Here is a 24,214-nt window from a genome sequence, read left to right on the forward strand (position 1 = left end):
CCGTGGGCGCGGGTTGCGCCTGCGTCCCGGTCAGCGCCATGGGCTGGCCTTGGATACCGGCCTAAAGCACTTCGAACAGGCCTGCTGCGCCCATGCCGCCGCCCACGCACATCGTCACGACCACGTACTTCACCTTACGTCGCTTGCCCTCCAGCAAGGCATGGCCGACCATCCGCGCGCCGCTCATGCCGTAGGGGTGGCCGATAGCAATGGCGCCGCCATTGACGTTCAGTTTCGCCGGGTCGATCTGCAACTGCTGGGCGCAATACAGCACCTGGCAGGCAAACGCCTCGTTCAGCTCCCATAGCCCGATATCGTCTACCGTCAGGCCCTGCTGGCGCAGTAGCTTGGGCACCGCCAATACCGGGCCGATGCCCATTTCCTCGGGGGCAAGGCCAGCCACGGCGATACCGCGGTAAAGCCCCAGGGCTGCGATGCCCGAGCGCGCCGCCAGCGCGCCCTCCATCAGCACGCAGGCACTGGCGCCATCGGACAACTGACTGGCATTGCCGGCCGTGACACAACCGCCTTCGACCACGGGCTTGAGCCCCTGTAGATCGGCCAGGGTCGTCGCCGGTCGGTTCCCTTCGTCCTGGATCAGGCGCACCTCTTCATGGCTGACAACACCTGTCAGCTTGTCCACCACCTTCTTGCGTGCGATGACCGGCACGATTTCAGCGGCGAACAACCCTGCCGCCTGCGCCGCCGCCGTGCGCTGCTGAGACTGCAGGGCGTAGACATCCTGTGCTTCGCGGCTTATGCCATAACGCCGGGCCACCCGTTCGGCCGTTTGCAACATCGGCATGTAGGCGTGCTCGCTCATGCGCAGCACTGCGGGGTCGTAAGCCTCACTGGCCAGCTGGTTGTGCACCTGCTGCACCAGGCTGATCTGCTCCTGGCCTGCGCCAATGGTCACTTGCATGCCATCAACCATGATCTGCTTCGCCGCCGTGGCAATGGCCATCAGGCCTGAAGCGCACTGGCGGTCGACGGTCTGACCGCTGACCGTTTGGGGCAGGCCGGCGGCCAGCGCCGACAGCCGACCCGGGTTGATCGCGGCAGTGCCGCTCTGCATGGCAGTCCCCAGCACCAGGTCATCGACCTGCGCCGGTTCGATACCGGCACGTTCTACCGCGGCGCGGATGGCGACAGCCGTCATGCTGGGGGTTTTCAGGTCGTTGAAGGCGCCACGCATGGCTTTGCCGATAGGGGTGCGAGCAGTGGCGACGATCACGGCGTCTTTCATGATGGCTGTTCCTCAGGGGATAGGGGCTGCAGTTCGCTCAACACGCGCCGCAGGCAGTCAGGTACCGGCACCGGGCGCCGCCCTTCGCGGTCGACGAATACATGGACGAAGCGGCCGGTGGCGCAGGCCAATGGCTGACCGGCAAGGAACACAGCCAACTGATAGTGCACCGAGGTGTTGCCCAACCGGCCCACCACTAGGCCCACTTCGATGTCATGCGGGAAGGCCACCGGCGCCTGGTAGTCGCAGGCGGAGCTGACCACCAGCGCGATCACCCTCCCCTGGTCGATATCCAACCCGCCCTCCCGCACCAGCAGGCGGTTTACGGCGCTGTCGAAAAAGCTGTAATAGACCACATTGTTCACGTGGCCATAGACATCGTTGTCGTGCCACCGGGTGGTTATAGGCGTGAAGTGCCGATAGTGTTCACGTTGCCGGAGGTCGCTCATCAGTAGGCTGCCTCATAGATGGCCAGCGCATCGGCCTGGGTGACTTCACGCGGGTTATTGACCAAAAGGCGCTGCTGTTGCATCGCGTCTTCGGCCAGCTGGCCAAGCCGATGACGCGGTACATCGGCGTCGCGCAGGCGGTCCGGTAACCCGCAGCGGCTACCTAGCGCGGCCAGCTCGGCCACGAATTGTTCTGCCTGCTGGCGCTGATCACCGGGCTGCAAACGGGCCCCCAGCAGCGGCACGGCCAGTTCGGCGTAGTCCACTGCCGCCACCGGCAGGTTGAAGCGCAGCACATGCGGCAACACCAGCGCGTTGGCCAGGCCATGGGGAACATGAAAGTGCCCACCCAGCGGATAGGCCAGGGCATGCACCGCCGCCACCGGTGCATTGGCAAAGGCCTGGCCGGCCAGGCAAGCCCCCAGCAGCATGGCCTGGCGGGCCTGCAGGTTGCCGCCATTGTGCACAGCCTGGTCAAGGTTATCCGCCAGCAGCCGCAGCGCCTCAAGGGCCAGCAGGCTGGACAGCGGGTTACGTTTGAGGCGGCTGGTATAGGCTTCGATGGCATGCACCATGGCGTCGATACCGGTAGCAGCCGTCACCGCCGATGGCAGGCCGAGGGTACAGACGGCGTCGAGCACTGCCAGGTCTGGCAACAGCAGCGGCGAAACAATGCCCATCTTGGTGGTGGCACCGGTGGTGACGATGGCGATCGGCGTCACCTCCGAACCGGTACCTGCCGTGGTGGGCACCTGGATCAACGGCAGCCGGCGGCCCTTGGCCCTGTCGATGCCGTACAGCTCGGCGATGGGCTGCGAACAGTCGCGGTGGGCCAGCAGCGCAACCAGCTTGGCCACATCCATCGAGCTGCCGCCGCCGAACCCCACCACCAGGTCGGCGCCGATATGCCGGGCGCGCTGGGCGGCCGCCAGCACGCATGCCTCGCTAGGGTCGGCCGTAACCTCACTGAAGATCGCCACACCGACCTTGGCTGCCGTGAACCCCGGCAGCAGGTCATCGAGCATGCCAAGGCGGGCGATACCCGGGTCACTGACGATCAAAACACGCTTGGCACCGCGCTCACGGCACAGACCTGCAAGGCGCTGCACCGCGCCGGGTTCGCAGAGGATCTGCGCAGTGGTGGCAAAGCTGAAAGGCTGCATCGCACTCTCCTTGTTCGTGTGGTTTGCCGTGCGCTAGAACGCGAAATCGCTCGCCGGTAGCGCCATCAGGCAATCCGCGCCACCCAGCAGGGCCTCGCGGTGAGCAGTGGCGCGGGGCAGGATCCGCCGCCAGTAGAACGTCGCGGCGTCAAGCTTGGCCCTGTAGAAGGCTGTTTCCGCGCTGCCGGCGACAAGCGTCGCTTGAGCGCGCACAGCCGCTTGCAACCACATCGCCGCCAACAGCACGTAGGCCGAGTAGGCAAGAAAATCAACCGACACTGCCCCTGACTCCTGGGGGTCGCGTTGACAGGCCTCGACCACATGGGCGGCCAGGACGCGCCATTCCTCCAGACGTTGCCCCACGGCCGTCGCCATGGCCTGCAGGCCGTCGAGCGCATTGGCAGCCCTGACGTGCGGCGCCATTTCGTCGATCAGCAGATTGAGCTCGGCCCCGCCGTCCCCCAGGACCTTGCGGCGTATCAGGTCGAGGGCCTGTATGCCGTTGGTGCCTTCATAAAGCTGGGTGATGCGGCTATCGCGCATCAACTGCTCCATCCCCCACTCGCGGATGTAGCCGTGACCGCCGTACACCTGCACCCCAAGACTGGCGACTTCCTGACCGACGTCGGTGAAGAACGCCTTGACGATAGGGATCAGCAACGCCGCCCGCCGAGCTGCGGCCTGGCGCGCCGGTGCATTTTTCGCAGCATGCTCCAGGTCCAGTTGCCGAGCGGTGTAGATGCCCAGCATGCGACAGCCCTCGGTAAGGGTCTTCTGGGTCAGCAGCATGCGCCGCACGTCTGGATGGACGATGATCGGATCGGCAGGCTTTTCCGCTGCCACCGGCCCAGCAAGCGAGCGCGACTGCAGACGCTCCCGGGCATAGGCCAGCCCTCCCTGAAAAGCGGCCTCGGCAATACCAAGCCCCTGCAGGCCGACCTGGAAGCGGGCATCGTTCATCATGGTGAACATGCAGGCCAGGCCCTGGTTGGCCTCCCCCACCAGCCAGCCCTGGGCACCGTCGAAGTTCATCACGCAGGTCGATGCCCCCTTGATGCCCATCTTGTGCTCCAGCGCCCCGCAGCCCAGCGCATTGCGCTCGCCACCGGGCAACAGCTTGGGCACCAGGAACAGGCTGATGCCCCTGACACCGGCCGGCGCATCAGGCAGGCGCGCGAGTACCAGATGAACGATGTTGTCAGTCAGGTCCTGCTCGCCACCACTGATGAATATCTTGCTGCCGGTAATGCGATAGCTGTCGTCCGCTTCCGGCTGGGCGCGGGTACGCAGCAACGCCAGGTCGGTGCCGGCCTGCGGCTCGGTCAGGCACATGGTGCCGGCCCACTCGCCACTGACCATCCGGCTCAGGTAGGCCTGCTTGAGTGGCTCGCTGCCATGGCGATGCAACGCCAGGACCGCGCCCTCGGTCAGGCCGGAGTAGATGCGGAACGACAACGACGCTGCCATCAGCATTTCATGGAAGCTGGCCGATGCCATCTGCGGCAAACCCTGGCCACCGTAGGCCTGCGGCCCGGTCATACTGGCCCAGCCATGTTCGACGTATTGCCGATAGGCGTCCCGCATGCCGTCCGGGGTGGTGACCTCGCCGCCCACCCATTGGCAGCCCAGTTCGTCACTGTTGCGATTGAGTGGTGCGATGATTTGGCCAGTGAAGCGTGCGGCCTCCTCAAGGATGCCGTCGAGGGTGTCGCGATCCAGTTCGATACCGAGTTGCTGGCAATGTCCGCTCAGGTCGAACAGTTCATGCAGCACGAAACGCATGTCGCGAAGGGGCGCCTGGTAGTTCATGCCTGAACCTCCCCACGCGGTTCGAAACGCTTGCCACCGGCCACGAGTGAATAGAGCAGCCCTGCCGGGCGCCAATGCTCGCCAAGCACGCCCTGCAGGTATTCCAGCCGGGCCAGGATAAACGGCGCCCCCTGCTCGTCAGCCCAGCGCATGGGCCCGCCTGTGGCAGCCGGAAAGCCATAGCCGTGGAGCCAGACCCGGTCGATGTCGCTGCTGCTGTCGGCGATACCTTCCTGAAGAACCTTCGCCCCTTCGTTGACCAGTGCCAGCAGGCAACGTTCGAGGATTTCCTCGGCACTGATGCCCCGACGTCGGTAGCCAAGGTTCTGGGACACCTGCAGCACCAACGCGTCGACCTGCGGGTCATGCTCGGCCTGCCGGCTGCCGGGGGCATAGCGGTAATAGCCCTGCCCGGTCTTCTGCCCAAGGCGGCCGAGCTCGCACAGCGCATTATCGACCTGCACCAGCGGGTCGTGCATGCCTTGCCCGGCCAACTGCCGGGCGCGCCACTCCAGGTCGATGCCCACCACGTCGTACATGCGGAACGGCCCCATGGCGAAGCCGAACTGCTGCAGTACCGCATCCACCTGATGTGGCAACGCCCCTTCAAGCAGCAACTTGCGCGCTTCGCCCACATAGCTGCGCAACATGCGATTGCCAATGAAACCAGGGCAGTTGCCTGCCACTATCGCCACCTTGCCCATGCGCTCGCCCAGCGCTTTGGCGGCATCGAGCACCTTCTGATCGGTGTGCGTCCCACGCACGATTTCGAGCAGTTTCATGACATGCGCAGGGCTGAAGAAATGCAGCCCCAGGACCTGGGACGGCCGCTGGGTGACAGCGGCAATCGCGTCGATGTCCAGCGCCGAGGTGTTGCTGGCCAGGATCGCACGTGGCTTGAGGTGCGCATCCAGTGCACGGAAGATTTCCTGCTTGAGCGCCAGGTTTTCATACACCGCTTCAATCACCAGGTCGGCCTCCGCCAACGCCGGATAGCCGTCCACTGCCTGCACACGCGCCAGGCAAGCGTCGGCCTGGGCCGGGGTGATGCGCTGCTTGTCCACCTGCTGGGCCCAGGCCTGGCTGACCATGCCCAGCCCGGCTTCGAGCGCTGCCGCGTTGCAGTCCAGCCACAGCACCGACAGCCCGGCGTTGGCCAGGCTGATGACGATGCCGCGGCCCATGGTGCCTGCACCTATCACAGCCACCTGATTGATCGGGAAGGGAGTATTCACGCGCAACGCTCCTGCTTTCTTGTAGGTATGAGGACTGTGATCACCCTAAGCAGGCCGAAGGTATTTTTGAAATTTCCATTTCGTATGCCATATATTTTCGGCATGAATATTTCGAACTTCGACCTGAACCTGCTGCGCGTCTTCGATATGTTGCTGCGTGAACAGAACGTATCCCGGGCAGCCGAGCGTCTGGCCCTCACCCAGCCGACCGTGAGCAATGCCCTGGCGCGCCTGCGTGACCAGCTGGGCGACCCGCTGCTGGTCCGCGTGGGCCGGCGCATGCGTCCGACGCCACGGGCCTTGGCACTGGAGGGGCCGATACGTGCGGCGTTACAGCAGATCGAGCAGACGCTGGGCACCGGCGATGGCTTCGAGCCTCAGCGCAGCCATCGCCAGTTGCGCATCGCCCTCACCGATTTCGTCGAACAGCTGTGCATGCCGCCACTCCTGGCGCGGCTGGAGCTGCTGGCACCCAACGTGCGCATCGACGTGGTGCACCTGGCCCCCAACCTGCCGGCCGAGGCGCTGGACCGGGGCGACCTCGACCTGGTACTGGGCCGTTTCGACGAGGTGCCGGCGCGCTTCACCCGCCACCCCTGGCGCCGTGAAACCCTGCAGATCGCGCTGCGCCAGCAGCACCCGCACCTGGTGCCGGGCCAGGCACTGGACCTCGACGCGTTCCTGGGTTTGCGGCACATCTGGGTGCACGGCGGCCAGACCCGGGGCATGGTCGACCAGTGGCTGGCCGAGCAAGGCCTGACCCGGCAAATCGCCTATACCACGCCCAACTACCTGCAGGCCGCCCATCTGGCCGCAGCCACCGACATGTGTGTGGTGCTGCCGCGGCAACTGGCCCAGCAGTTCGCGCATCTGCTGCCCTTGGCGGTGCACGAACTGCCTTTTGCCCTGGAGCCTTTCGAACTGGAACTGGTACACCTGAGCCACCGTCAGCACGACCCCGCCCTGGCCTGGCTGGTCGAACAGATCCTCACGCTCCCCCCCGCCTGAAGCCATCAGGAAACGCGATAGCGGCCATGCCGCTCTGGTATTGGCTGGTGCGCAAGCCCCTCCCCTAGAGTGTTCTGCCTCAAGAACAACAAGGAAATCCCATGCGCTTTTCACTGTCGATGCTGGCGCTTGCCCTGCTGGCCCCCCTTCCGAGCCTGGCCGCAACAGCGGCCAAGGATGCCACCCCGGCCACACAGGCCAGCAACCAGCAGTGGCTGCAACGGTTGCCTTTCGAGGATCGCGTCGATTACGAAACAGCCCGGCGTGGGCTGGTCGAGCGGTTCGACGGGCCAGTCGCGACAGCCGATGGCAAGACCGTGTGGAACCTGGCCCAGTATGCTTTTCTGGAACCGGCGCAATCCCCTGCCACGGTAAACCCGAGCTTGTGGCGCATCGCTCAGTTGAACAACATCGCCGGACTGTTCAAGGTCACCGAGGGCATCTACCAGCTTCGCGGCCTGGACCTGGCCAACATGACCATCGTCGAGGGGAAGGACGGGCTGATTGTGCTTGACCCGCTGCTTGCCGTGGAGACTGCCAAGGCGGGCCTCGAACTGTACTTCAAGCACCGCCCGCGCAAGCCGGTGACCACGGTGATCTACACCCACCCGCACGTCGACCATTTCGGCGGCGCTCGCGGCGTGATCAACGAGGCGGACGTCAAGGCTGGCAAAGTCCAGGTCATCGCGCCCGAGGGGTTCTTCGAACATGCCATCGGCGAAAACGTGCTGGCCGGACCGGCCATGAAACGCCGCGCCCAGTACATGTACGGCGCCCCCCTGCCCCGTGGGCCGCGAGGCCAGGTGGATGCCGGACTGGGCAAGGGCGTGCCGGCCAATGCCACTGTCAGCCTCATCGCGCCGACGCTCGAAATCAGCCAACCGCTGCAACGCATGACCCTGAGCGGCGTGGAGGTGGAGTTCCAGCTGACCCCGGGCACCGAGGCGCCGGCGGAAATGAACATTTATTTCCCGGCGCTCAGGGCACTGTGCATGGCCGAGAACGCCACCCATGTGCAGCATAACGTACTGACGCTGCGCGGGGCACTGGTGCGCGATCCGAAAGTGTGGGCCCATTACCTGGACCAATCGCTGGTACGCTACGGCGAGCAGGCCGAGGTGGTGTTCGCCCAGCATCACTGGCCCACTTGGGGTGGTGCGGCCATCCGCGACTACCTGGCCGACCAGCGCGATATGTATGCCTTCATCGACAGCCAGACCTTGCGCCTGATCAATCTGGGCCAGACACCCATGGAAATTGCCCAGACCCTGGCCAGTCTGCCGCCGCGTCTGGCAAGCAAATGGTACAGCCGCGACTACTACGGCTCGCTCAGCCATAACGTCAGGGCCGTCTATCAACGCTACATGGGGTTCTACGACGGCAACCCGGCCAACCTCGACCCATTGCCACCGCAAGCGGCCGGCAAGCGTTACGTGGCGGCGATGGGGGGTGCCGATCAGGTGCTGACCCAGGCCCGCCAGGCCTTCGCCGAGGGCGACTATCGCTGGGTGGCGCAATTGGTCAACCACCTGGTATTCGCCGAGCCAGACAACACCGAGGCCCGCGAACTGCAGGCCGACGCGCTGGAGCAACTGGGTTATCAGAGTGAGAACGCCACCTGGCGCAATGCCTACCTCAGTGGCGCGCAGGAATTGCGCTCAGGCGTTGCCGCCGGTGCGGGTAGCGGCGGCAACGCCGATGACATGGTGCGGGCCCTGACACCCAGCCTGTTTTTCGACTACCTGGGTGTTCGGGTGAATGCCTACAAGGCTGCCGATAGCAACCTGACCATCAACTGGCGGTTTTCCGACCTGGACGAAGACTACGCGCTCACCCTGCGCAACGGCGTCCTCACCCACCGCGACCTGGCGCGCCACGCCAAGGCCGATGTAGAGGTGACCATGCGCAAGCAGACGCTGGACAGCATTGCCTTGAAGCAGACAGGCTTTCTCAAGGAAGCCACAGCAGGGGCAATCGACATCAAAGGCGAGCGGGTAAAGTTCCTGCAATTCATGGGCGGGCTGGAAGAGGCTGATTCACGCTTCAATCTCGTCACGCCCTGAGCGGCAGCGGGCGGCGCCGGCACTGCGCTCAGCCGCCCTTCGCCAACCGGCACAAGCCTGCCAATGCCATGAGCCACACCACGCTACCCAGTGCCAGCACTCCCCACGGCTCAGGCTGGCCGCGTTCGGCCTGCAACATCGCCAGGCCCCGTTCGTAACGCCGCCCCTGGCGGGTCAGCAGCGCCAGCGCGGCCACGCCCGCCAATGCCAGCACGTACACATCGCCCTGACGACAGGCCAACCCCGCCACCGCCATCAGCGCCAGCACAGTGCGCCGCCAGGCCAACTCGGTGCGTTCTGCCTGCAGGCCCGGATCACCCATGCCAGCGTGGCCACAGGACGAGACCTGCCAGCAATACAGCGACCAGGCAGCCCAGCGCCAACAAGGGCACCAGTGCCGGCAACGGCAATGGACGTCGATGACGCAATGCCCGCTCTACCCGCAGCCAGCGCAGGCAGGCGCCCGCGCTCAGCAATGCGCTCAGCAGCATCAGGCCAGCGACCAGCCACAGCCGCAGGGGTGTCTCGAGGACGTGGCCGGCGAAGGTTTCAATGGCGATAGCGCCACCCAGCAGCGCCAGCGCGGTGCGAATCCAGGCCAGGAAAGTACGTTCGTTGGCCAGGGTGAAGCGCGGATCAGGCGCTTCACCCTGGCCCAACAGCCGCCGCGACCAGTCAGGCCGTGGTTCAGGCACGCCCATCAGCGCACACCAAAGCTGCGCAGGGCGCCGGGCGAGAAGTACGAAAGGCTGGTGCGCACATTGAAGGCAAAGGGCCGACGCTGCTCGTTGATCAAGCCAGATGCATGGTAGCGGCCACTCTTGAGGTCGTAGGTAACCTCCATGGCGTTGACTGCCACCTGGCCGCCGGGGTGAAAGAAACCATGGGCCTGTGAGGTGCGCCACAGCTCGCCACGCGCGTCGTAGCTGTCTGTTTCGAGAATGGCCCAGGTGTCTTCATCCAGGTAGAACCGGCGCTTGGCGTAGATATGCTGCGCCCCGGGCTTCAACGTCGCCTCCACGACCCATACCCGGTGCAGTTCGTAGCGGGTTGGTGCCGGGTCGATGTGACCTGGCTTGATCAGGTCCGCATAGCGCAGCTCAGGCGATGCCAAGCGGTAGCTGTTGTAGGGCACGTGCAGCGTCTGCTTGCCCAGCAGCTTCCAGTCGTACCGGTCTGGCGCGCCATTGAACATGTCGCGGCTGTCGGCGGTCCGCAGGCCGGCGGTGCCCGGGCCGGTGGTGTCATAGGCGATATTCGGCGCCCGCCGTACCCGGCGCTGGCTGGCACTGTACACCCAGGACAAGCGCGGCTCGGCGACCTGGTCCAGTGTCTCATGCACCACCATCGCATCGCCGGCAAGCCGCGAGGGCGCCGTCATGCGGTAGGTGAAGTAATAAAGTACATTGCCCGCCCCCAGGTTGGCCAAGCCTTCAGGCCGGGCCACTTCCTGACGCGCGCTCATCAGCACGAAGCGGCCATTCTTCAGCGGCGTGACGCTGTCGGAGCTCAGGCTGTAGCTCTCGTTGCGATGCCGGGTCAGGTGGTTCCAGATCACCTCCAGGCCGTTGGTTGGCCGCGGAAAGGCGATGACGCCAGTGAAACCTCGCACACCGTTGCCCTGGTCATCCAGCTGCGCCTGCTCGGCGTTGCGGGCGGCCGATACCGCGACCGCGTCGGGTATCGCAACACTGCGGTGCGTGGGATACACCGGCAAGCTGAAGCTGGCTGGGAAGCGTTTGAGCAAGGCCACCTGGCCGTCGGTAAGCTGACCTCGGTACTGCCGGTAGTTGGCGGCCGTGATCCGGTACAGAGCCTGCTCATCGGCAAACGGATCCAGCGGCGTGCCGTTGTCGCCCAGGCGTTGCTGGGCTGTACTCAACCCACCTTGCCAGGCCGGGATGCGCCCGTCGGGGCTGGCAGCACGCTCGGCTCCCACCGGGGTCAGGTTGTCGGGCAGGCCGGCTGCTGCCAGCGTGCCACTCGCCCAGAACAGGCCGATCATCACCATGCGCATTTTCATTGTCATGCCCTCAGAAAGTGACGCCCAGGCTCAGCGAGATGAAGTCCCGGTCGCCGCGGGTGCCATAGTCGCCGTCGATAAAGTCGGTGTACGACACACTCAGGCTGTAGGTGCTGGCGAGCGTCGCATCCAACCCGACACTGATGGCCCTGGAGCCTTCGCTGAACGCCGACCCCTCCACCGGGCCGGTGCCGTGCACGTCATGTGCCCAGGACAGGTTCGGCCGCAGGTCGAAACCGGCAATCACGTTGGGGTAGGCCCAGGTGGCACGCAGCCGGTAGCCCCAGGAAAACGGGGTCATGAAGCCTTCGTCGTTGCAGTGCTCAGGGGTTTTGGAAATGGCCACGCACACGCTGTTGTCCGCCAGTTCGCCGCTGTTGAACGTGCCCGAGCGCCCGTAACGGGGGCCATAGGCGCCCTCCAGACCGCCCACGTAGGTGGCGCCAGCCTCGCCTATCAACAGCAACTGGTTGGCCCCCATCACCTGGCTGAAAGCGTGAACAGCGGTTATCTGCAACTGGGTCATCTCTTTACGGCGGTAGCCGTCGAACAGCGTACTGGCGCTGTCTGGCCGCAGGCCGTCACCCAGCAAGGGCGAGCGGCCATCGACGTTCAACAACGACTGGATGATATCGGTACCGTTGAGCTGCATGGGCATGTTCGGCCGGTAGCTCAGCTCCCCCTGCAGCGCCGTGCCGGTGCGCAGGGTAGTGGAGAACGAAAGGCCGTAGAGGCGAATGTCCTCGGGGTATTGCACCCGGTACTGCGAGGTGCCCAGGCGTAGCGCGCCGACCAGCGACTGGCCTGCGCTGGAACCCAGAAAAGCGGCACAGTCTGCAAGCCCGATAGCGAGGTTGGCGCACAACTGCGGGGCGAAACGGCGGTTGTCGAAATACGGGCTGCTGACCGTACCCAGGTAAGGCGTGCGGCTGTGGTAGTTCGCCGCGTAAGCACCAAACTCGGTGTCCAGCGCCGCCACGTACCAGCGCAGTGAAACGCCCCACTGCCCGCTGTTGCGGGCATCCTGGTCGCTGCCGCGAGGTATGCGCACGCCTTCGCTGGTGAGGTTCACACCGAACGGCGCAAGCCCGGTCACGGCTGTGGGGTTGCCGAGCAATTTGGCGCCCACGTCCAGGCCATCACACCCATCGGGCAAAAAGTCGTTGTTCGAAAAGAACGTGCCGCAGTTGTCGAGCTGGGTCTGTTCCCAGTCCAGCTGATAGAAACCGTCGACCGACAGCGCTTCGGTAAGGTTCTGGGTGAAGTAGAACAGGTTCACCGGCACCAGCGCGTCCTTCACTTCCGAGCCGGGGCGGCGCAAGGCCGCCAGGTTGAAGGGGTTGATGACGTTCAGTCCGCCCTGGATGAAGGTGCTCTCACCCCAGTTGACCACCTGCTTGCCCAGCCTGAGCGAACCCGGCTGGCCATCGATGTCGTACAGGTAATAACCGAAGGCATCGAGCAGCTGGCTACCTGCGGTCTTGGCCGAGCGCTTGCGGTTGTTGTCCTCGACCTGCTTGAAGCGCTGATCGTGATCACGCAGGGCCGTGTCGTACCAGTAGGTACCGCGAAGGAACACCCCCAGGTTGTCGTGCTTGAGCTCCAGGTCATGGGTGCCTTTGAACACCGCTGAAAACACATCGCCAGAGGCAAAGTTCAGGCGGCCGTCATCGCTGTTGGCGCTGTTGTGCAGGGCCGGGTCAGGGTTGGCAGTCGCAATGCTGGTACCAAAGGAAAGCGCCGAGTCGAATTGCCCCTCAAGTTCACCCCAGTGAAACTGAGCGGCACAGGCAGACGCAGAAAAAAGTACTGATGAGGCAAGTACCGACAACGGTCCCGAGCGACCGAAAATACGAGATGCCATCACTCTTAACCTCTTATTGTGTTTATTAGAGAGTGAATTGCGAGTTAATGCTTAAGTACGGCGCAAAGGCCTGCAGGCAAGGGCTTGGGTAATTATTCGAACGTTTCTGTTATCCTCGTTTTGCTGCTTACCGATACTAAGTAGGCCACCGGGGCTGAACAAATAGCGTCTCCCGATGGTTGCCATATCACTTCGGCATAGCCTGAGAACCACAATGACTTTGAAACAGCTGCGTTATTTGATCGCCATTGTCGAAGCCGGCAGTTTTTCCAATGCCGCACGCCAGGCGTTCATCGCCCAACCGGCCTTGAGCCGACAGATAGGCCTGCTGGAGAGCGAACTGGAAATGCAACTGCTGGCGCGCCAGCATGACGGTATCGAACTGACCGATGCCGGGCGGCAGTTGTACGAAGTGGCCCGATCGGTCGTGCAGCAACTCGACTCGGTGAAAGACGAGCTGAAATCCAGCCGCGGCAACCCCAAGGGGCACGTGGCCATCTCGATTCCCGCCACGGCCTCGGCACTGTTGTTGCCGGCCATCATTACCCAGGCCCAGGCACGCTTCCCGGGGATCAAGCTCACCGTTTGGGATGGCCTGAGCCGCGAAGGTGGCCAGGCGATCGAGCTGGGCAAGGTGGATTTCGGCGTGGTGCCCAACGCCGAAGAGCTTGTCCATGTGGTCGCCGAGCCCGTGTTTTCCGAAGACCTGTACTGGGTCGGCCTGCCTGGGCACGGCCCTGACGAGTCGCCCATCACCTTGGCTGAGGCCGCAGCGAGCCGCCTGGTAATGCCACCCCGTAGCCTGCACTTGCGCAGGCGCATCGAGCAGGCTGCCATGGAAACCGGTGTGACACTGGACTCCAGCTACGAACAGCAGTCGGCCCCCGGTATCACCAGCCTGGTCCGTGCTGGCCTGGCGGCCACCATCAGCAACTGGCCACCGCTGCTGGATTTGGCCGCGCCTGCCAGCGCGCGGCTGATAGTGGAACCGCGCATCACCCGCACCATCGCCTTGGCCCACTCGCAGCACAAGCCGCTGTCGTTCGCCGCCGCCTGCATGCGCGACCTGGTGCGCGCACTGCTGGTGGATGCGGTGCGCAGCGAGCGCTGGAAAGGCACCTTGATCGAGCGCGAGGCCCTGGCGGAGCAGAGCCTCTGAGCGCTGTGCACATCACGCTTGGGCTGGCGCAGCCGTGCCCACCTGCATCAGACGTTGCCGGGTTTTCTGCGGGTCCATCCAGGCCAGCCCGATCAGCCCGGCAATCACCAGCACCGCGCCGCACACCAGAAATCCCTGGCCAAACCCTGCCGTGTGCCCGGCCCCGGCGCCCTGCACCAGCAAACCGGTGACCACCGGTGCCGACAGCCCGGCCAACGAGGCGATACCGTTGCCGATCGCCAGAATGCCGCCGCGCTGCCCGCTGGGCGTGAACTCCGCCAGCATGGCAGGCCCCACGGAGTACATCACCAGCGCCAGCCCGCCGCTGAAGGTGAGGCTGACGATCCGCTCGACGTTGCTCAGACCGGGCAGAAACAACGCCGCTGACAGCAGCCCGCTGGCGATCAGGCACACTGAAACGAACGCACCGCGCGACCAGCGCGTGGCAACCCCGGCACGCATCATTCGCTGTGACAGCCAGGCCATGAACAGGCTCAGCGGCGTGGTAACCACCACGAACAGAACGAACACCTGGCCGGTCATGATCGGGTCGATCCCCAGCCCGGTTTCCAGGTAGCTCGGTACCCAGGTCAGGGTCAACGCCAGGGACCAGTTGGCGGCGAAGTGGCACAAGTAGTTGCCCAGTACCGTGCGGTCACCGAGCAGCCGACGATAGGGAACAGGGGCCTGCCCTTCTTCACGCTGGCCCGGGCGAATGCGGTCGAGGTTGCCCTCGCTGCCCAGCCACCACCACAGCACACACCACACCGCCCCGATCACCGCCAGCACGATGAAGTTCATGCGCCAGCCGTAGTGCACACTGATCCATGGGATCATGGCACCCGCTACCAATAGCCCCAGCGCACTGCCGGTATGCAACAGCGCCACGGGAAGGTTGCGACGGTCGTTGGGGAACCACTTGTACAAGGCATGTGTAGCCACCGGTGAGGCCGGTCCCTCGCCAATACCCAGCAGCACCCGGCAGGCGACGATCGCCCACAGCGAGCTGACGAACAACATGGGCAACTGGATAAGCGCCCAGAACGCGCCCATCCCCAGCAGCAGGGTGCGGGTTGGCCGGCGATTGGCCATGAAGCCGCCTATCACCGCCGAGATGGCGAAGAACCAGTGCAGTGCGCCCCCTACCAGGCCGAACTCGGCAGGGGACAAGCCCAGTTCCCTGGACATCGGCACCGCCACCAGGCCGATGACCACCTTGTCCAGGAAGTTCACCAGCATCAACAGCGCCAGCAGTACCGCAATCATCCAGGCCGTGCCTGCACGTGCGGGGGTGTCAGTATGAGTCATGATGATCTCTCGTTCTTGTTATTGTCTGGAGAACCCGGCCGCCAGGGGCCGGGCATACCGCGTCATTGCTCAGGCATGAGCACGCCCTTGGCGATGGTGTTGCGCTGGATCTCGCTGGTTCCCGTGAGAATGCGCATCATACGTGTCGCACGGAATATCCACTCCACCGGGTTGCCACGCAGCAGCCCGGCACCGCCGTGTATCTGCACGGCGCGATCGGCGATGCGGAAGGCCGTCTCCGAAACGAACAGCTTGCACATCGGGGCCTGGGTGCGGATATTGCCGCCGGCGTCATTCACCGCTGCCGTGGTGTAGACCATGCTGCGTGCAGCATGCAGCTCGGTGGCCATGTCGGCGATCATGTGGTTGATCGACTGGAACATGGCGATAGGCTGGCCGAACTGCTTGCGCGTGCGGGCATAGTCGATCGAGAGGTTCAGTGCCAGGCCGGCCAGCCCCAGCAAGGTGGGGCAATGCAGCAGGCGGTTGAGGGTGATGCGCCCCATCGCCAACTTGAAGCCCTGCCCTTGCTCACCGATGCGGTTGGCCGCCGGCACCCGTACGTCCTCAAGAATGATGTCGCCATGCGCACCACCGCCGGACATGACCGAATAATCGCTTTCAACCCTTACCCCCGATGCGCTCAGGTCGACGAAGAACGCCGAAATCCCCTGGGCACCGCGCCCGGGATCCGTCACCGCAAGCAGCACGGCGATGTCGGCATAGGGCGCCCCTGAAATGTAGCGCTTGGCGCCATTGAGCACATAGTGTTCACCTTCCCGCCGTGCGGAGGTCTTGATCGCCGTTGCATCAGAGCCGGCTTCGCTTTCAGTCAGGGCGAAGCACACGGCCTTTTCGGCACGGCACACCGGCTGCAGGAACGCCTCGATCTGGGTCGGGCTCGCCACCTTGAACAGATGGCCGATACGGGGCGGTCCGGAAAGCTCACCGAGAATGTGCGGCGCCAGCATCGAGCCGGTGAGCACCGTGGCTTCCTTGACCGCACACAGGTCTGACACGCTCAACCCGGCGCCACCTATCGCCTCGGGCAGCATGATGTTGTAGAAGCCCTGCTCGCACGAGCGCTGCCATACCTGCTGCAGCACCGCCCGCGGGTGCGGCTCTGCCCAACTGAGACCGGCTTGCTGTTCCAGGGGCAGGATTTCGTTGCGAACGAAGCCACTGATGGCCTCGATGATCTGCTGGGCCTTTTCGCTTGGCTGATACATGGTCGTTCCTCGTGTCAGATACGGCGTTCGCTGTTTTGCCAGTAGGCGTCACGGATCAACCGGCGCACCACCTTGCCGTTGGGGTTTTTCGGCAGCTCGCTGACGAAGTCCACGGCACGTGGTTTCTTGAAACCGGCCAGGGCCTGGGCGCAATGTTCGATGACGTCCTGCTCCTGCAGCGCCATGCCCGGCTTGAGCACGATCACCGCCCGCACCGCTTCGCCCCACTGCTCGTCAGGCACCCCCACCACTGCCGCCTCGAACACCTGCGGCATGCTGTAGAGCACCTGCTCGACCTCACTGGGGTAAATGTTGAAGCCACCGGAAATGATCATTTCTTTCTTGCGGTCGACGATGAACACATACCCCTGCTCATCCACCGTGGCCAGGTCGCCAGTCAGGTAGTAGCCGTCGCGCATTACCTCGGCGGTGAGGTGGGGGGCGCGCCAGTAGCCCTGCATGATGTCCGGGCCCTTGACTACGATTTCGCCCACCTCTCCCGGCTGGACGTCCTGGAAATGGTCGTTCACCACGCGCAGGTCGGTTTCGAAGTAGCAACGCCCGCACGAGGCCAGGCGCCGGTAGTCGCCGCCCTCGCACAGATGGTCCTGTTCGGTCAGGACGGTTACCAGCGAGCAGGTCTCGCCAGCACCGTAACCCTGGGCCAGGATCGGCCCGAATACCTCGATGGCCCGTTTCACCAGCGCTGGTGCCATCGGCGCGGCACCGTACATGACCAGGCGCAAGCTGCTCAGGTCGTAGCGCTCGACATCGGGGAAGTTGACCAGGCGATTGATCATGGCAGGCACCAGGAACAAGCGGGTCACGCCTTCGCGCTGGATGGTCTCGAGCAACAGCTGGTCATCGTAGCGCTCCAGCAGCAGGTTGCAGGCACCGACCGCCAGCAGCGGCATCAGCTGCATGCCGCTGGCATGGGTGATAGGGCCGACGTGAGCCATGACGTCGCCCGGGGCGGCGCGACGGGTCGGGCTGGCGAGGCTCTTGCGGATTAGCGCCTTGCGGTTGCCCACGCTGAGCATCGCAGCCTTGAGCACACCAGAGCTGCCTGAGGTGTAATGCAAAACGGCAAGAGCATCGTCAGGCAGGTCGCAGCTGATTGGCTGGCTACTGCCTTGTGCCAGCAGCGCGGCATAGGTGATGTCACCGCCCCGCTCACCCAAGGTCACGATCAAGCGTAATGAAGGTACCTCCTGCCTGCGGTCCAGCAACGCCTGGGCGAGTTGCGCATCGGCGATCAGTGCGACACTGCAGGCGTCGTTGAGCACCTGAATGACTTCATCCGGTGCCAGACGCGCATTGACCGGTACCTTGACCAGGCCGGCCTTGTAGAAAGCCACCTCTGCTTCCACCAGTTCGGCGCGGTTTGGCGCCAGGATGGCGACATGCTCGCCCGTGGCGATGCCCTGTGCCAGCAAGGCCGAGGCCAGCTGGTTGGCCCGCTGTTCGAGCTGAGCGAAGGTCAGCCGGGTGTGGCGGTCGATTACCGCCAGACGTTCAGGCCAATATCTGGCACTTCGACTGGATAGGGTTCCAAGGTTCACGTTGTTGTTCTCGTCGACGGTTAAGACCCGCTCGATGCTAAACAGCGTGAAGCCGGGGCAAGTAATACCAGTTGCGTATGCACGCCATAACAGATTGCGCTGGCACTGATGTGTTGAGGCCCTGAGGTAAGGATGACACATCGCTTGCATATGACACCTTGTGTCATTACGATCAACGCCGTGTCCTGGCGTCGCCTCCGCGCCGATCAGCCATCCCTAGTCTCCACCCCTGCAGGTACCGCTCATGACGACCACCATGCACACCCCCAAGGACCAGCTTGTCAAACACGCCCAGCAACAGATGCTGACGGCGCTGACCGACAACACCTACACCGTGCGACAAAAGCTCGCCCTCACCTGCCGGATCCTGTTCGACGGCGGCCACGACTCTGGCCTGGCCGGGCAGATCACTGCGCGCGCGCAGGAACCTGGCACCTACTACACCCAACAACTGGGGCTTGGCTTCGACGAAATCGCTGCCTCCAACCTGCTGGTGGTGGACGAAGACCTGACGGTGCTGCAAGGCCGTGGCATGGCCAACCCAGCCAATCGCTTCCACAGCTGGCTGTACCGCGCCCGCCCCGACGTCAACTGCATCATCCACACCCACCCGTTGCACAGCGCCGCCTTGTCGATGCTGGAAGTTCCGCTGGCCATCTCGCACATGGACCTGTGCCCCCTGTTCGACGACTGTGCATTCCTCAAGGAATGGCCCGGTGTGCCGGTGGGCAACGAAGAAGGCGAAATCATCGCGAACGCGATTGGCGACAAGCGCGCAATCCTGCTTTCCCATCATGGCCTGCTGATCGCTGGGCGTTCGATCGAGGAAGCCTGCGTGCTCGCCCTGCTGTTCGAGCGCGCAGCAAAGATGCAACTGCTGGCCATGGGCGCCGGTGACATCCGCCCCATCCCCGAAGCACTGGGCAAAGAGGCCCACGACTGGATTTCCACCCCCAAACGTCACGGTGCCGCCTTCAGCTACTACGCGCGCCGAGCCTTGCGTGCCCATGGCGACTGCCTGGGCTGATCGAAGCTGTACTCTTTCCTCAACAACGGCAAAGGTGCCTGGTCATGTCTACACCTGTAATTCGCGGCGTTATCGGCTACACCATCACTCCCTTCACGGCAGACGGCACACTCGACCTGGACGCCTTGGGCACGTCCATCGATAGCCTGATTGCAGACGGCGTGCACGCCATCGCGCCGCTGGGCAGCACCGGCGAAGGGGCTTACCTGTCCGACAGCGAATGGGAAACCGTGGTGCGTTTCAGCCAGGTACGCATTGCCGGGCGCGTACCCAGCGTGGTCAGCGTCTCCGACCTGACCACCGCCCGCACCGTGCAGCGTGCCCGCCTGGCACAGGCCTGCGGTGCTACGGCGGTGATGGTGCTGCCCATCTCTTACTGGAAGCTCACCGAAGCCGAAGTGGTCGCCCACTACAAGGCGGTCGGCGCCGCCATCGACATTCCGATCATGCTCTACAACAACCCGGGCACCAGCGGCACCGACCTGTCGGTGGAGCTGATCCTGCGTATCCTCGGCGAAGTGCCCACTGTGACCATGGTCAAGGAAAGCACCGGTGACATCCAGCGCATGCACCGCCTGTTCACGGCTACAGATGGTCAGGTGGCGTTCTACAACGGTTGCAACCCGCTGACCCTGGAAGCCTTGGTGGCCGGCGCCACGGGCTGGTGTACCGCCGCGCCCAACCTGATCCCGGCACTCAACCTGGCGCTGTGGGACGCCGTACAACAAGGCGATCTGGCCGAAGCCCGTGCGTTGTTCTACCGCCAGTACGAGCTGCTGGAGTACATCACCCGCCGTGGCCTGCCGACCACCATCAAGGCCGGCCTGAAAATGCTCGGCCAGGAGGTCGGCGCCCCACGCCTGCCCCTGCAGCCGCTGGATGCGCAAGGCAGTAATCACCTGAAAAGCTTGCTGGTGGCGCTGGCCAACTGACGCCCAAACCTGCCCGGCAGCCTGTCGCTGTCGGGCAGTCTTTTTCTTCAGGAGCAGCCTTGGGCTGCGAAAGGGCCAATGACGCTGCAGTCGGATTACCCCTTCGCCGCACAAAACTGCTCCTCATCTGACCATTACCAGAGGCAACCATGGACGCGCCTGCTCAAAGCTCTACAACCCCGCTCAGGCTGACAGACATCCTTCACCCGGTGATTGCCGGAATCGTTTCGGTGATCGTCAACTACGGCGGCACGTTCATCCTGGTGTTCCAGGCGGCCAAAGTGGCCGGGCTGAGCCCGGAGCTGACGTCGTCGTGGGTCTGGGCGGTGTCGATCGGCGTCGGCCTCAGCGGCCTGGCACTGTCCTGGTACAGCCGGGAGCCGGTCATCACAGCCTGGTCCACGCCAGCCGCCGCGTTCCTGGTCACCGCCCTGGCCAGCGTGCCCTACAGCGAGGCCATAGGTGCCTACCTGCTGTCGGCCGCCGGCTTCGTGGTGCTGGGGCTGAGCGGGTGCTTCGAGCGCCTGGTGCGCGTCGTGCCCGGCGGCATTGCCGCCGGCCTGCTGGCCGGCATCCTGCTGCAGTTTGGCATCGGTGCCTTTGCCAGCCTGTCGGTCGACCCCACCCTCGCCGGACTGCTGATTGCAGCCTATGTGGCCTTCAAACGCTTCACCGCCCGTTACGCCGTGGTCGCCATATTGCTGCTGGGCCTGGGCTACCTGTTGCTGCAGGGGCAAGTGGGCCTGACGACGTTGCGGCTGGAATTCGCCTCACCGGTTTTCACCGCGCCCACCTTCTCCCTCAACGCGGCCCTCAGCGTGGCCCTGCCATTGTTCCTGATCACCCTCACCGGCCAGTACATGCCCGGCATGCTGGTGCTGCGCAACGATGGTTTCAAGACCAGCGCCAACCCGATTGTCGCCGTCACCGGCATCGGCTCGTTGCTGATGGCGCCCTTCGGTTCACACGCGTTCAACATCGCTGCCATCACCGCGGCCATCTGCACCGGCAAGGAAGCCCATGAAAACCCGGACAAGCGCTGGGTGGCGGGCATCGCTGCCGGTGTCTGCTACATCCTCGTCGGGGTGTTCGGGGTCACGCTGGCGAGTGTCTTCATGGCCCTGCCGGGCACCTTTATCACCACCCTGGCGGGCCTTGCCCTGCTGGGCACCATCGGCGCCAGCCTGGCCAGCGCCCTGGCCGATGCCCGTTCACGCGAGGCAGCACTGATCACCTTCCTGGCGGCGGCGGCCAACATCAGCCTGTTGGGCATTGGCGGGGCTTTCTGGGGCCTGGTCATTGGTCTGCTGGCCCATGTTGTGCTGAACGGTCGCTTGCCCGGTTTGCGCGGCGCCTCCCGCTAAACGAGCTTTCCACCACCTTGCCGTGCGCCAGGGGCGCACGCTGTTCAACAGGTATCGACATGCCCCACGCTGGCCCCAAGCTGCTGACCCAAATTGCTGCCGTGCACTTCGTCAGCCATGTGCACATCATGCTGATCCCGGCGCTACTGCCCGTGCTGCCCGGCCTGCTGGGCGTAGGCTTCGTAGAGCTGGGCGTAGCCCTGGCGGTGTTCAACATCGTCTCCGCGCTGGTACAGGCCCCGCTGGGTTATGCCGTCGACCACTATGGTGCACGTAAAGTGCTCAAGGCCGGGCTGTTGCTGGGCAGCCTCAGCTTCGTGCTGCTGGCGGCCAGCCCCGGGTATGCGGTATTGCTGGTGGCGATGGCCATGGCTGGCCTGGCCAATGGTGTGTACCACCCGGCCGACTATGCGCTGCTGGCCAACGGCATCGAGCCCGCGCGCCTGGGGCGGTCGTTCTCTATTCATACCTTTGCCGGCTTCCTCGGTTCGGCCGTTACCCCAGCCGTATTTCTCGGCATCGCCGCGGCGCTCGGCACGCGGGCAGCCCTGGCGGCGGGCGCGTTATTCGGGGTAGCCGCGCTACTGCTGATATCGATACCAGGCAGTGGCGTTTACCGGGTCGCCAGGCCTGCCAACAAACACGACACAGGCCCGGTCACAGCAACAGGCCGCGTACGTTTGTTCACCCCCATGATCGGCGTGCTGACGGTGCTGTTCATCCTGCTCAACCTGAGCACCAGTGCCATCGAGAAGTTCTCCGTAGCCGCCCTGGTCCAGGGCCAAGGCCTGACACTGGCCTGGGCCAACGCCGCGCTCACCGCTTTCCTGCTGAGCAGCGCAGCCGGCGTGCTGTGTGGAGGCGCTTTGGCCGACCGTACCCGGCGCCATGGCCTGGTGGCGGCACTGGCCTTCGCGCTGGCGGCTGCGTTGACTGCACTGGTGGCGCTGGGGCTGCTGCAGGGCTGGGCATTGGTGGTCGTACTGGGTGCCATCGGCTTGCTCACCGGTGTCATCGCCCCATCACGGGACATGCTGGTCAAGGCGGCGGCGCCACCCGGGGCCGAGGGCAAAACCTTCGGCCTGGTGTCGACCGGGTTCAACGTCGGCGGTGCCATCGGGCCGGTGGCGTTCGGCTGGATGCTCGATCAGCGCCTGCCCAACGGGATTTTCATCGCATCGGTGGTGTTCATGTTGCTGACGGTGCTGCTGACCCTGGCACAGGAGATGTATTCAGCCAGAAGGCGCGCGACTGAACAGCTGGCGCGCGCCCTGTAGGCCCGGTGCAGCATTGCCAGGCCACGATCAATCACTCATTGCGCCGGGTTGGCATGCATCACTCGCCCGCCTGCCCCCGGCCGATTGACGAACAGCACATCCAACACACTGTTGCGCAAGCCCTTCACTGCATTCCAGTTCGCTGACGCATGCACGTATCTGTCGCGCAACAGCCGCTGTTCTTCCTCGCTCAACCCCACCTGGCCAGTTTCCCCCAAGGCAAAGGCATGCAATTTGCGGCTGATGCTCGACAACTCATCCGGCAGCCGATGCTCAGCCTGCGCCCCCAACGGCGCAAACGGCACACCCGCGCGCACCGCCAACGCCCGCATCACGCTCAGGTACACCCGGGACAAGTGCCCCGCCACTTGCCGCTCCCGGTACACCGCCGCATAGACCTGCTTTTGCGCCTCGTCCCGATGCGCACCGGCAATCGGCTCCTCCCAGGTCATCACGCGCGGCCTGGGTTCGCCCATATCGGCAAACGCCGAATCCAGCAAGGCGCTCACCTTGGCATGGACGCGGCACTGCTCGACACGCATGCCTGCGGGCACACGCTGGGACTGCGGCTTGCACAGCAGCACCTGCTCCAGGAGGGTCTCCGGGTAACCCCCCCCAATATTCGAGTGCACGCCCGGCAGCAGGATATCGTGGCCACTGCGCACCAGCGGGAAGTTATGCCGCCGCTCGTCCTCGGCCACCAGCTGCACCACGTGCCGGGCAATACCCGCACTTAGGCCCAGGCGCAGGCGACCGTGGCGGCCGTCTGCCGGGTCGAAGTCGCCCTGTAACGGCGCGATGATCGCCGCCACGGTGTCGAACAGGCCGATAAAGTTGATCGAGGTTTCGCACGCCACCGACAACAGCCCGCCCGCGCCCTCGTACAGCAGGTTGGCCAGATGCCGCACCGCCGCCGCACCGCGGCTGAAACCGAAAAGATCGAACTCGACCCCTTCCAGCGTTGCCTGCGGATGCGCCCGGCGCCACGCCTGCAGTTGCTCGGCCATCGCCTGCAACGCCTCGGCAACCCGCGCCTCGGCCCCCGTGCGCCCATGCCCGGTGGCCGAGGCGTAGACATGGTCGGCTTCACCCGCCAGCGTGCCCACGCCTTCCACATAGTGCTTCAAGAACGCCTGCGGCCCCTCGGCATTGGCCGCCTCAGCCGGATACAACGCATGCAACAGGGCCACATTGCTCAAGGCGTTGCCATAGCTGCCGCCCTTGTCGCCCTGCTCACCCATCGTCATGGCATTGTGCTGGTTGTTACCGGTGCCATCGAAGAACACGCCAAAACGCAAGGTGATCGGCGTAAGGTTTGGCGTGCTGGCGCTGGTCATTTTCATCATCGTGCCTCCTGCTTGTCCGAAAAGCACAAGCAGGCGCCAGCACGCCGTCACGGAACATCAGGCAATGGCCAGCCATACGTGGGACATTTCTTTGCCCGCAGGCCCGGCTGCAACGATAAATTTACCCGCCGCCATTGGTGGTCGCCCCCC

At 64.5% G+C, this 24,214-nt stretch carries 20 protein-coding genes; 7 read left to right on the forward strand and 13 right to left on the reverse strand.

The features are described from left to right. Nucleotides 1-61: 61 nt before the first annotated feature. Genes REH59_RS20215 through REH59_RS20235 form a run of 5 tightly spaced genes read right to left on the reverse strand, consistent with a single transcriptional unit; the run spans nucleotide 62 to nucleotide 5,902 of the window. Entirely contained in the window at nucleotides 62-1,246 is a 1,185-nt protein-coding gene (locus REH59_RS20215) for an acetyl-CoA C-acyltransferase (protein WP_014860968.1), read from the reverse strand. Beyond that, nucleotides 1,243-1,695, reverse strand: coding sequence for an acyl-CoA thioesterase (locus REH59_RS20220; RefSeq protein ID WP_003247263.1), 453 nt, complete (start codon nucleotides 1,693-1,695; stop codon nucleotides 1,243-1,245). The genes REH59_RS20215 and REH59_RS20220 overlap by 4 nt, the downstream gene beginning before the upstream one ends. Next, nucleotides 1,695-2,858, reverse strand: coding sequence for an iron-containing alcohol dehydrogenase (locus tag REH59_RS20225; protein WP_014860966.1), 1,164 nt, complete (start codon nucleotides 2,856-2,858; stop codon nucleotides 1,695-1,697). Before REH59_RS20225 ends, REH59_RS20220 begins: the two co-directional genes overlap by 1 nt. 33 nt (nucleotides 2,859-2,891) lie before the next feature. Beyond that, nucleotides 2,892-4,667: an acyl-CoA dehydrogenase C-terminal domain-containing protein gene (locus tag REH59_RS20230; protein WP_014860965.1), complete on the reverse strand. Its 1,776-nt coding sequence runs from the start codon at nucleotides 4,665-4,667 to the stop codon at nucleotides 2,892-2,894. Continuing rightward, on the reverse strand, nucleotides 4,664-5,902 hold the full coding sequence (locus REH59_RS20235) for a 3-hydroxyacyl-CoA dehydrogenase (RefSeq protein ID WP_014860964.1): 1,239 nt from the start codon (nucleotides 5,900-5,902) through the stop codon (nucleotides 4,664-4,666). Before REH59_RS20235 ends, REH59_RS20230 begins: the two co-directional genes overlap by 4 nt. Before the next feature lie 84 nt (nucleotides 5,903-5,986). On the opposite strand from REH59_RS20235, the gene REH59_RS20240 reads away from it, so the two are divergent. Both REH59_RS20240 and REH59_RS20245 read left to right on the forward strand, forming a co-directional pair. Next, nucleotides 5,987-6,910 carry a LysR family transcriptional regulator gene (locus REH59_RS20240; RefSeq protein ID WP_014860963.1) on the forward strand — a complete coding sequence of 308 codons (924 nt, stop codon included), beginning with the start codon at nucleotides 5,987-5,989 and terminating at the stop codon, nucleotides 6,908-6,910. A 101-nt stretch (nucleotides 6,911-7,011) separates the two neighbouring features. Next, nucleotides 7,012-8,973, forward strand: a complete 1,962-nt coding sequence (locus tag REH59_RS20245) for an alkyl/aryl-sulfatase (RefSeq protein WP_014860962.1) — start codon at nucleotides 7,012-7,014, stop codon at nucleotides 8,971-8,973. A gap of 28 nt (nucleotides 8,974-9,001) precedes the next feature. On the opposite strand, the gene REH59_RS20250 is transcribed toward REH59_RS20245, so the two are convergent. The 4 genes from REH59_RS20250 to REH59_RS20265 are packed head-to-tail and all read right to left on the reverse strand — an operon-like array spanning nucleotide 9,002 to nucleotide 12,860. Further along, on the reverse strand, nucleotides 9,002-9,295 hold the full coding sequence (locus REH59_RS20250) for a DUF202 domain-containing protein (protein WP_014860961.1): 294 nt from the start codon (nucleotides 9,293-9,295) through the stop codon (nucleotides 9,002-9,004). Further along, on the reverse strand, nucleotides 9,288-9,674 hold the full coding sequence (locus REH59_RS20255; RefSeq protein ID WP_003247256.1) for a YidH family protein: 387 nt from the start codon (nucleotides 9,672-9,674) through the stop codon (nucleotides 9,288-9,290). Before REH59_RS20255 ends, REH59_RS20250 begins: the two co-directional genes overlap by 8 nt. Then, nucleotides 9,674-10,984 (reverse strand): DUF1329 domain-containing protein, encoded by a 1,311-nt coding sequence (locus REH59_RS20260; protein WP_014860960.1) that lies wholly within the window; start codon nucleotides 10,982-10,984, stop codon nucleotides 9,674-9,676. The genes REH59_RS20255 and REH59_RS20260 overlap by 1 nt, the downstream gene beginning before the upstream one ends. 22 nt (nucleotides 10,985-11,006) lie before the next feature. Then, nucleotides 11,007-12,860, reverse strand: coding sequence for a DUF1302 domain-containing protein (locus tag REH59_RS20265; protein WP_014860959.1), 1,854 nt, complete (start codon nucleotides 12,858-12,860; stop codon nucleotides 11,007-11,009). Between the two features lie 214 nt (nucleotides 12,861-13,074). Here REH59_RS20265 and REH59_RS20270 point away from each other — a divergent pair, with 214 nt between their 5' ends. After that, nucleotides 13,075-14,019, forward strand: coding sequence for a LysR family transcriptional regulator (locus tag REH59_RS20270; RefSeq protein WP_003247253.1), 945 nt, complete (start codon nucleotides 13,075-13,077; stop codon nucleotides 14,017-14,019). Nucleotides 14,020-14,031: 12 nt separating this feature from the next. Here the strand turns inward: REH59_RS20270 and REH59_RS20275 are convergent, their stop codons facing one another. The 3 genes from REH59_RS20275 to REH59_RS20285 form a co-directional block, all read right to left on the reverse strand. Continuing rightward, the gene (locus REH59_RS20275) at nucleotides 14,032-15,285 is read right to left on the reverse strand and encodes an MFS transporter (protein ID WP_003247252.1); all 1,254 of its coding nucleotides are present in this window, start codon (nucleotides 15,283-15,285) and stop codon (nucleotides 14,032-14,034) included. 104 nt (nucleotides 15,286-15,389) lie between these two features. Next, a complete protein-coding gene (locus REH59_RS20280) occupies nucleotides 15,390-16,556 on the reverse strand; it encodes an acyl-CoA dehydrogenase family protein (RefSeq protein ID WP_014860958.1) in 1,167 nt (388 codons plus the stop codon). A gap of 14 nt (nucleotides 16,557-16,570) precedes the next feature. Continuing rightward, entirely contained in the window at nucleotides 16,571-18,118 is a 1,548-nt protein-coding gene (locus REH59_RS20285; protein ID WP_012053225.1) for an AMP-binding protein, read from the reverse strand. Between the two features lie 244 nt (nucleotides 18,119-18,362). On the opposite strand from REH59_RS20285, the gene REH59_RS20290 reads away from it, so the two are divergent. From REH59_RS20290 to REH59_RS20305, 4 genes are all read left to right on the forward strand, one after another. Next, complete coding sequence (locus REH59_RS20290; RefSeq protein WP_014860957.1) at nucleotides 18,363-19,145, forward strand: aldolase; 783 nt, start codon at nucleotides 18,363-18,365, stop codon at nucleotides 19,143-19,145. Nucleotides 19,146-19,189: 44 nt separating this feature from the next. Next, nucleotides 19,190-20,077, forward strand: a complete 888-nt coding sequence (locus REH59_RS20295; RefSeq protein WP_014860956.1) for a dihydrodipicolinate synthase family protein — start codon at nucleotides 19,190-19,192, stop codon at nucleotides 20,075-20,077. Between the two features lie 149 nt (nucleotides 20,078-20,226). Then, nucleotides 20,227-21,441 carry a benzoate/H(+) symporter BenE family transporter gene (locus tag REH59_RS20300; RefSeq protein WP_014860955.1) on the forward strand — a complete coding sequence of 405 codons (1,215 nt, stop codon included), beginning with the start codon at nucleotides 20,227-20,229 and terminating at the stop codon, nucleotides 21,439-21,441. Between the two features lie 59 nt (nucleotides 21,442-21,500). Further along, nucleotides 21,501-22,718 carry an MFS transporter gene (locus REH59_RS20305; protein ID WP_014860954.1) on the forward strand — a complete coding sequence of 406 codons (1,218 nt, stop codon included), beginning with the start codon at nucleotides 21,501-21,503 and terminating at the stop codon, nucleotides 22,716-22,718. A 35-nt stretch (nucleotides 22,719-22,753) separates the two neighbouring features. Here the strand turns inward: REH59_RS20305 and REH59_RS20310 are convergent, their stop codons facing one another. Beyond that, entirely contained in the window at nucleotides 22,754-24,064 is a 1,311-nt protein-coding gene (locus REH59_RS20310) for a T6SS phospholipase effector Tle1-like catalytic domain-containing protein (RefSeq protein WP_014860953.1), read from the reverse strand. Between the last annotated feature and the right edge of the window lie 150 nt (nucleotides 24,065-24,214).

It is taken from the genome of Pseudomonas sp. BO3-4, from assembly GCF_034044115.1.
In the GTDB taxonomy this organism is placed as follows: domain Bacteria; phylum Pseudomonadota; class Gammaproteobacteria; order Pseudomonadales; family Pseudomonadaceae; genus Aquipseudomonas; species Aquipseudomonas alloputida.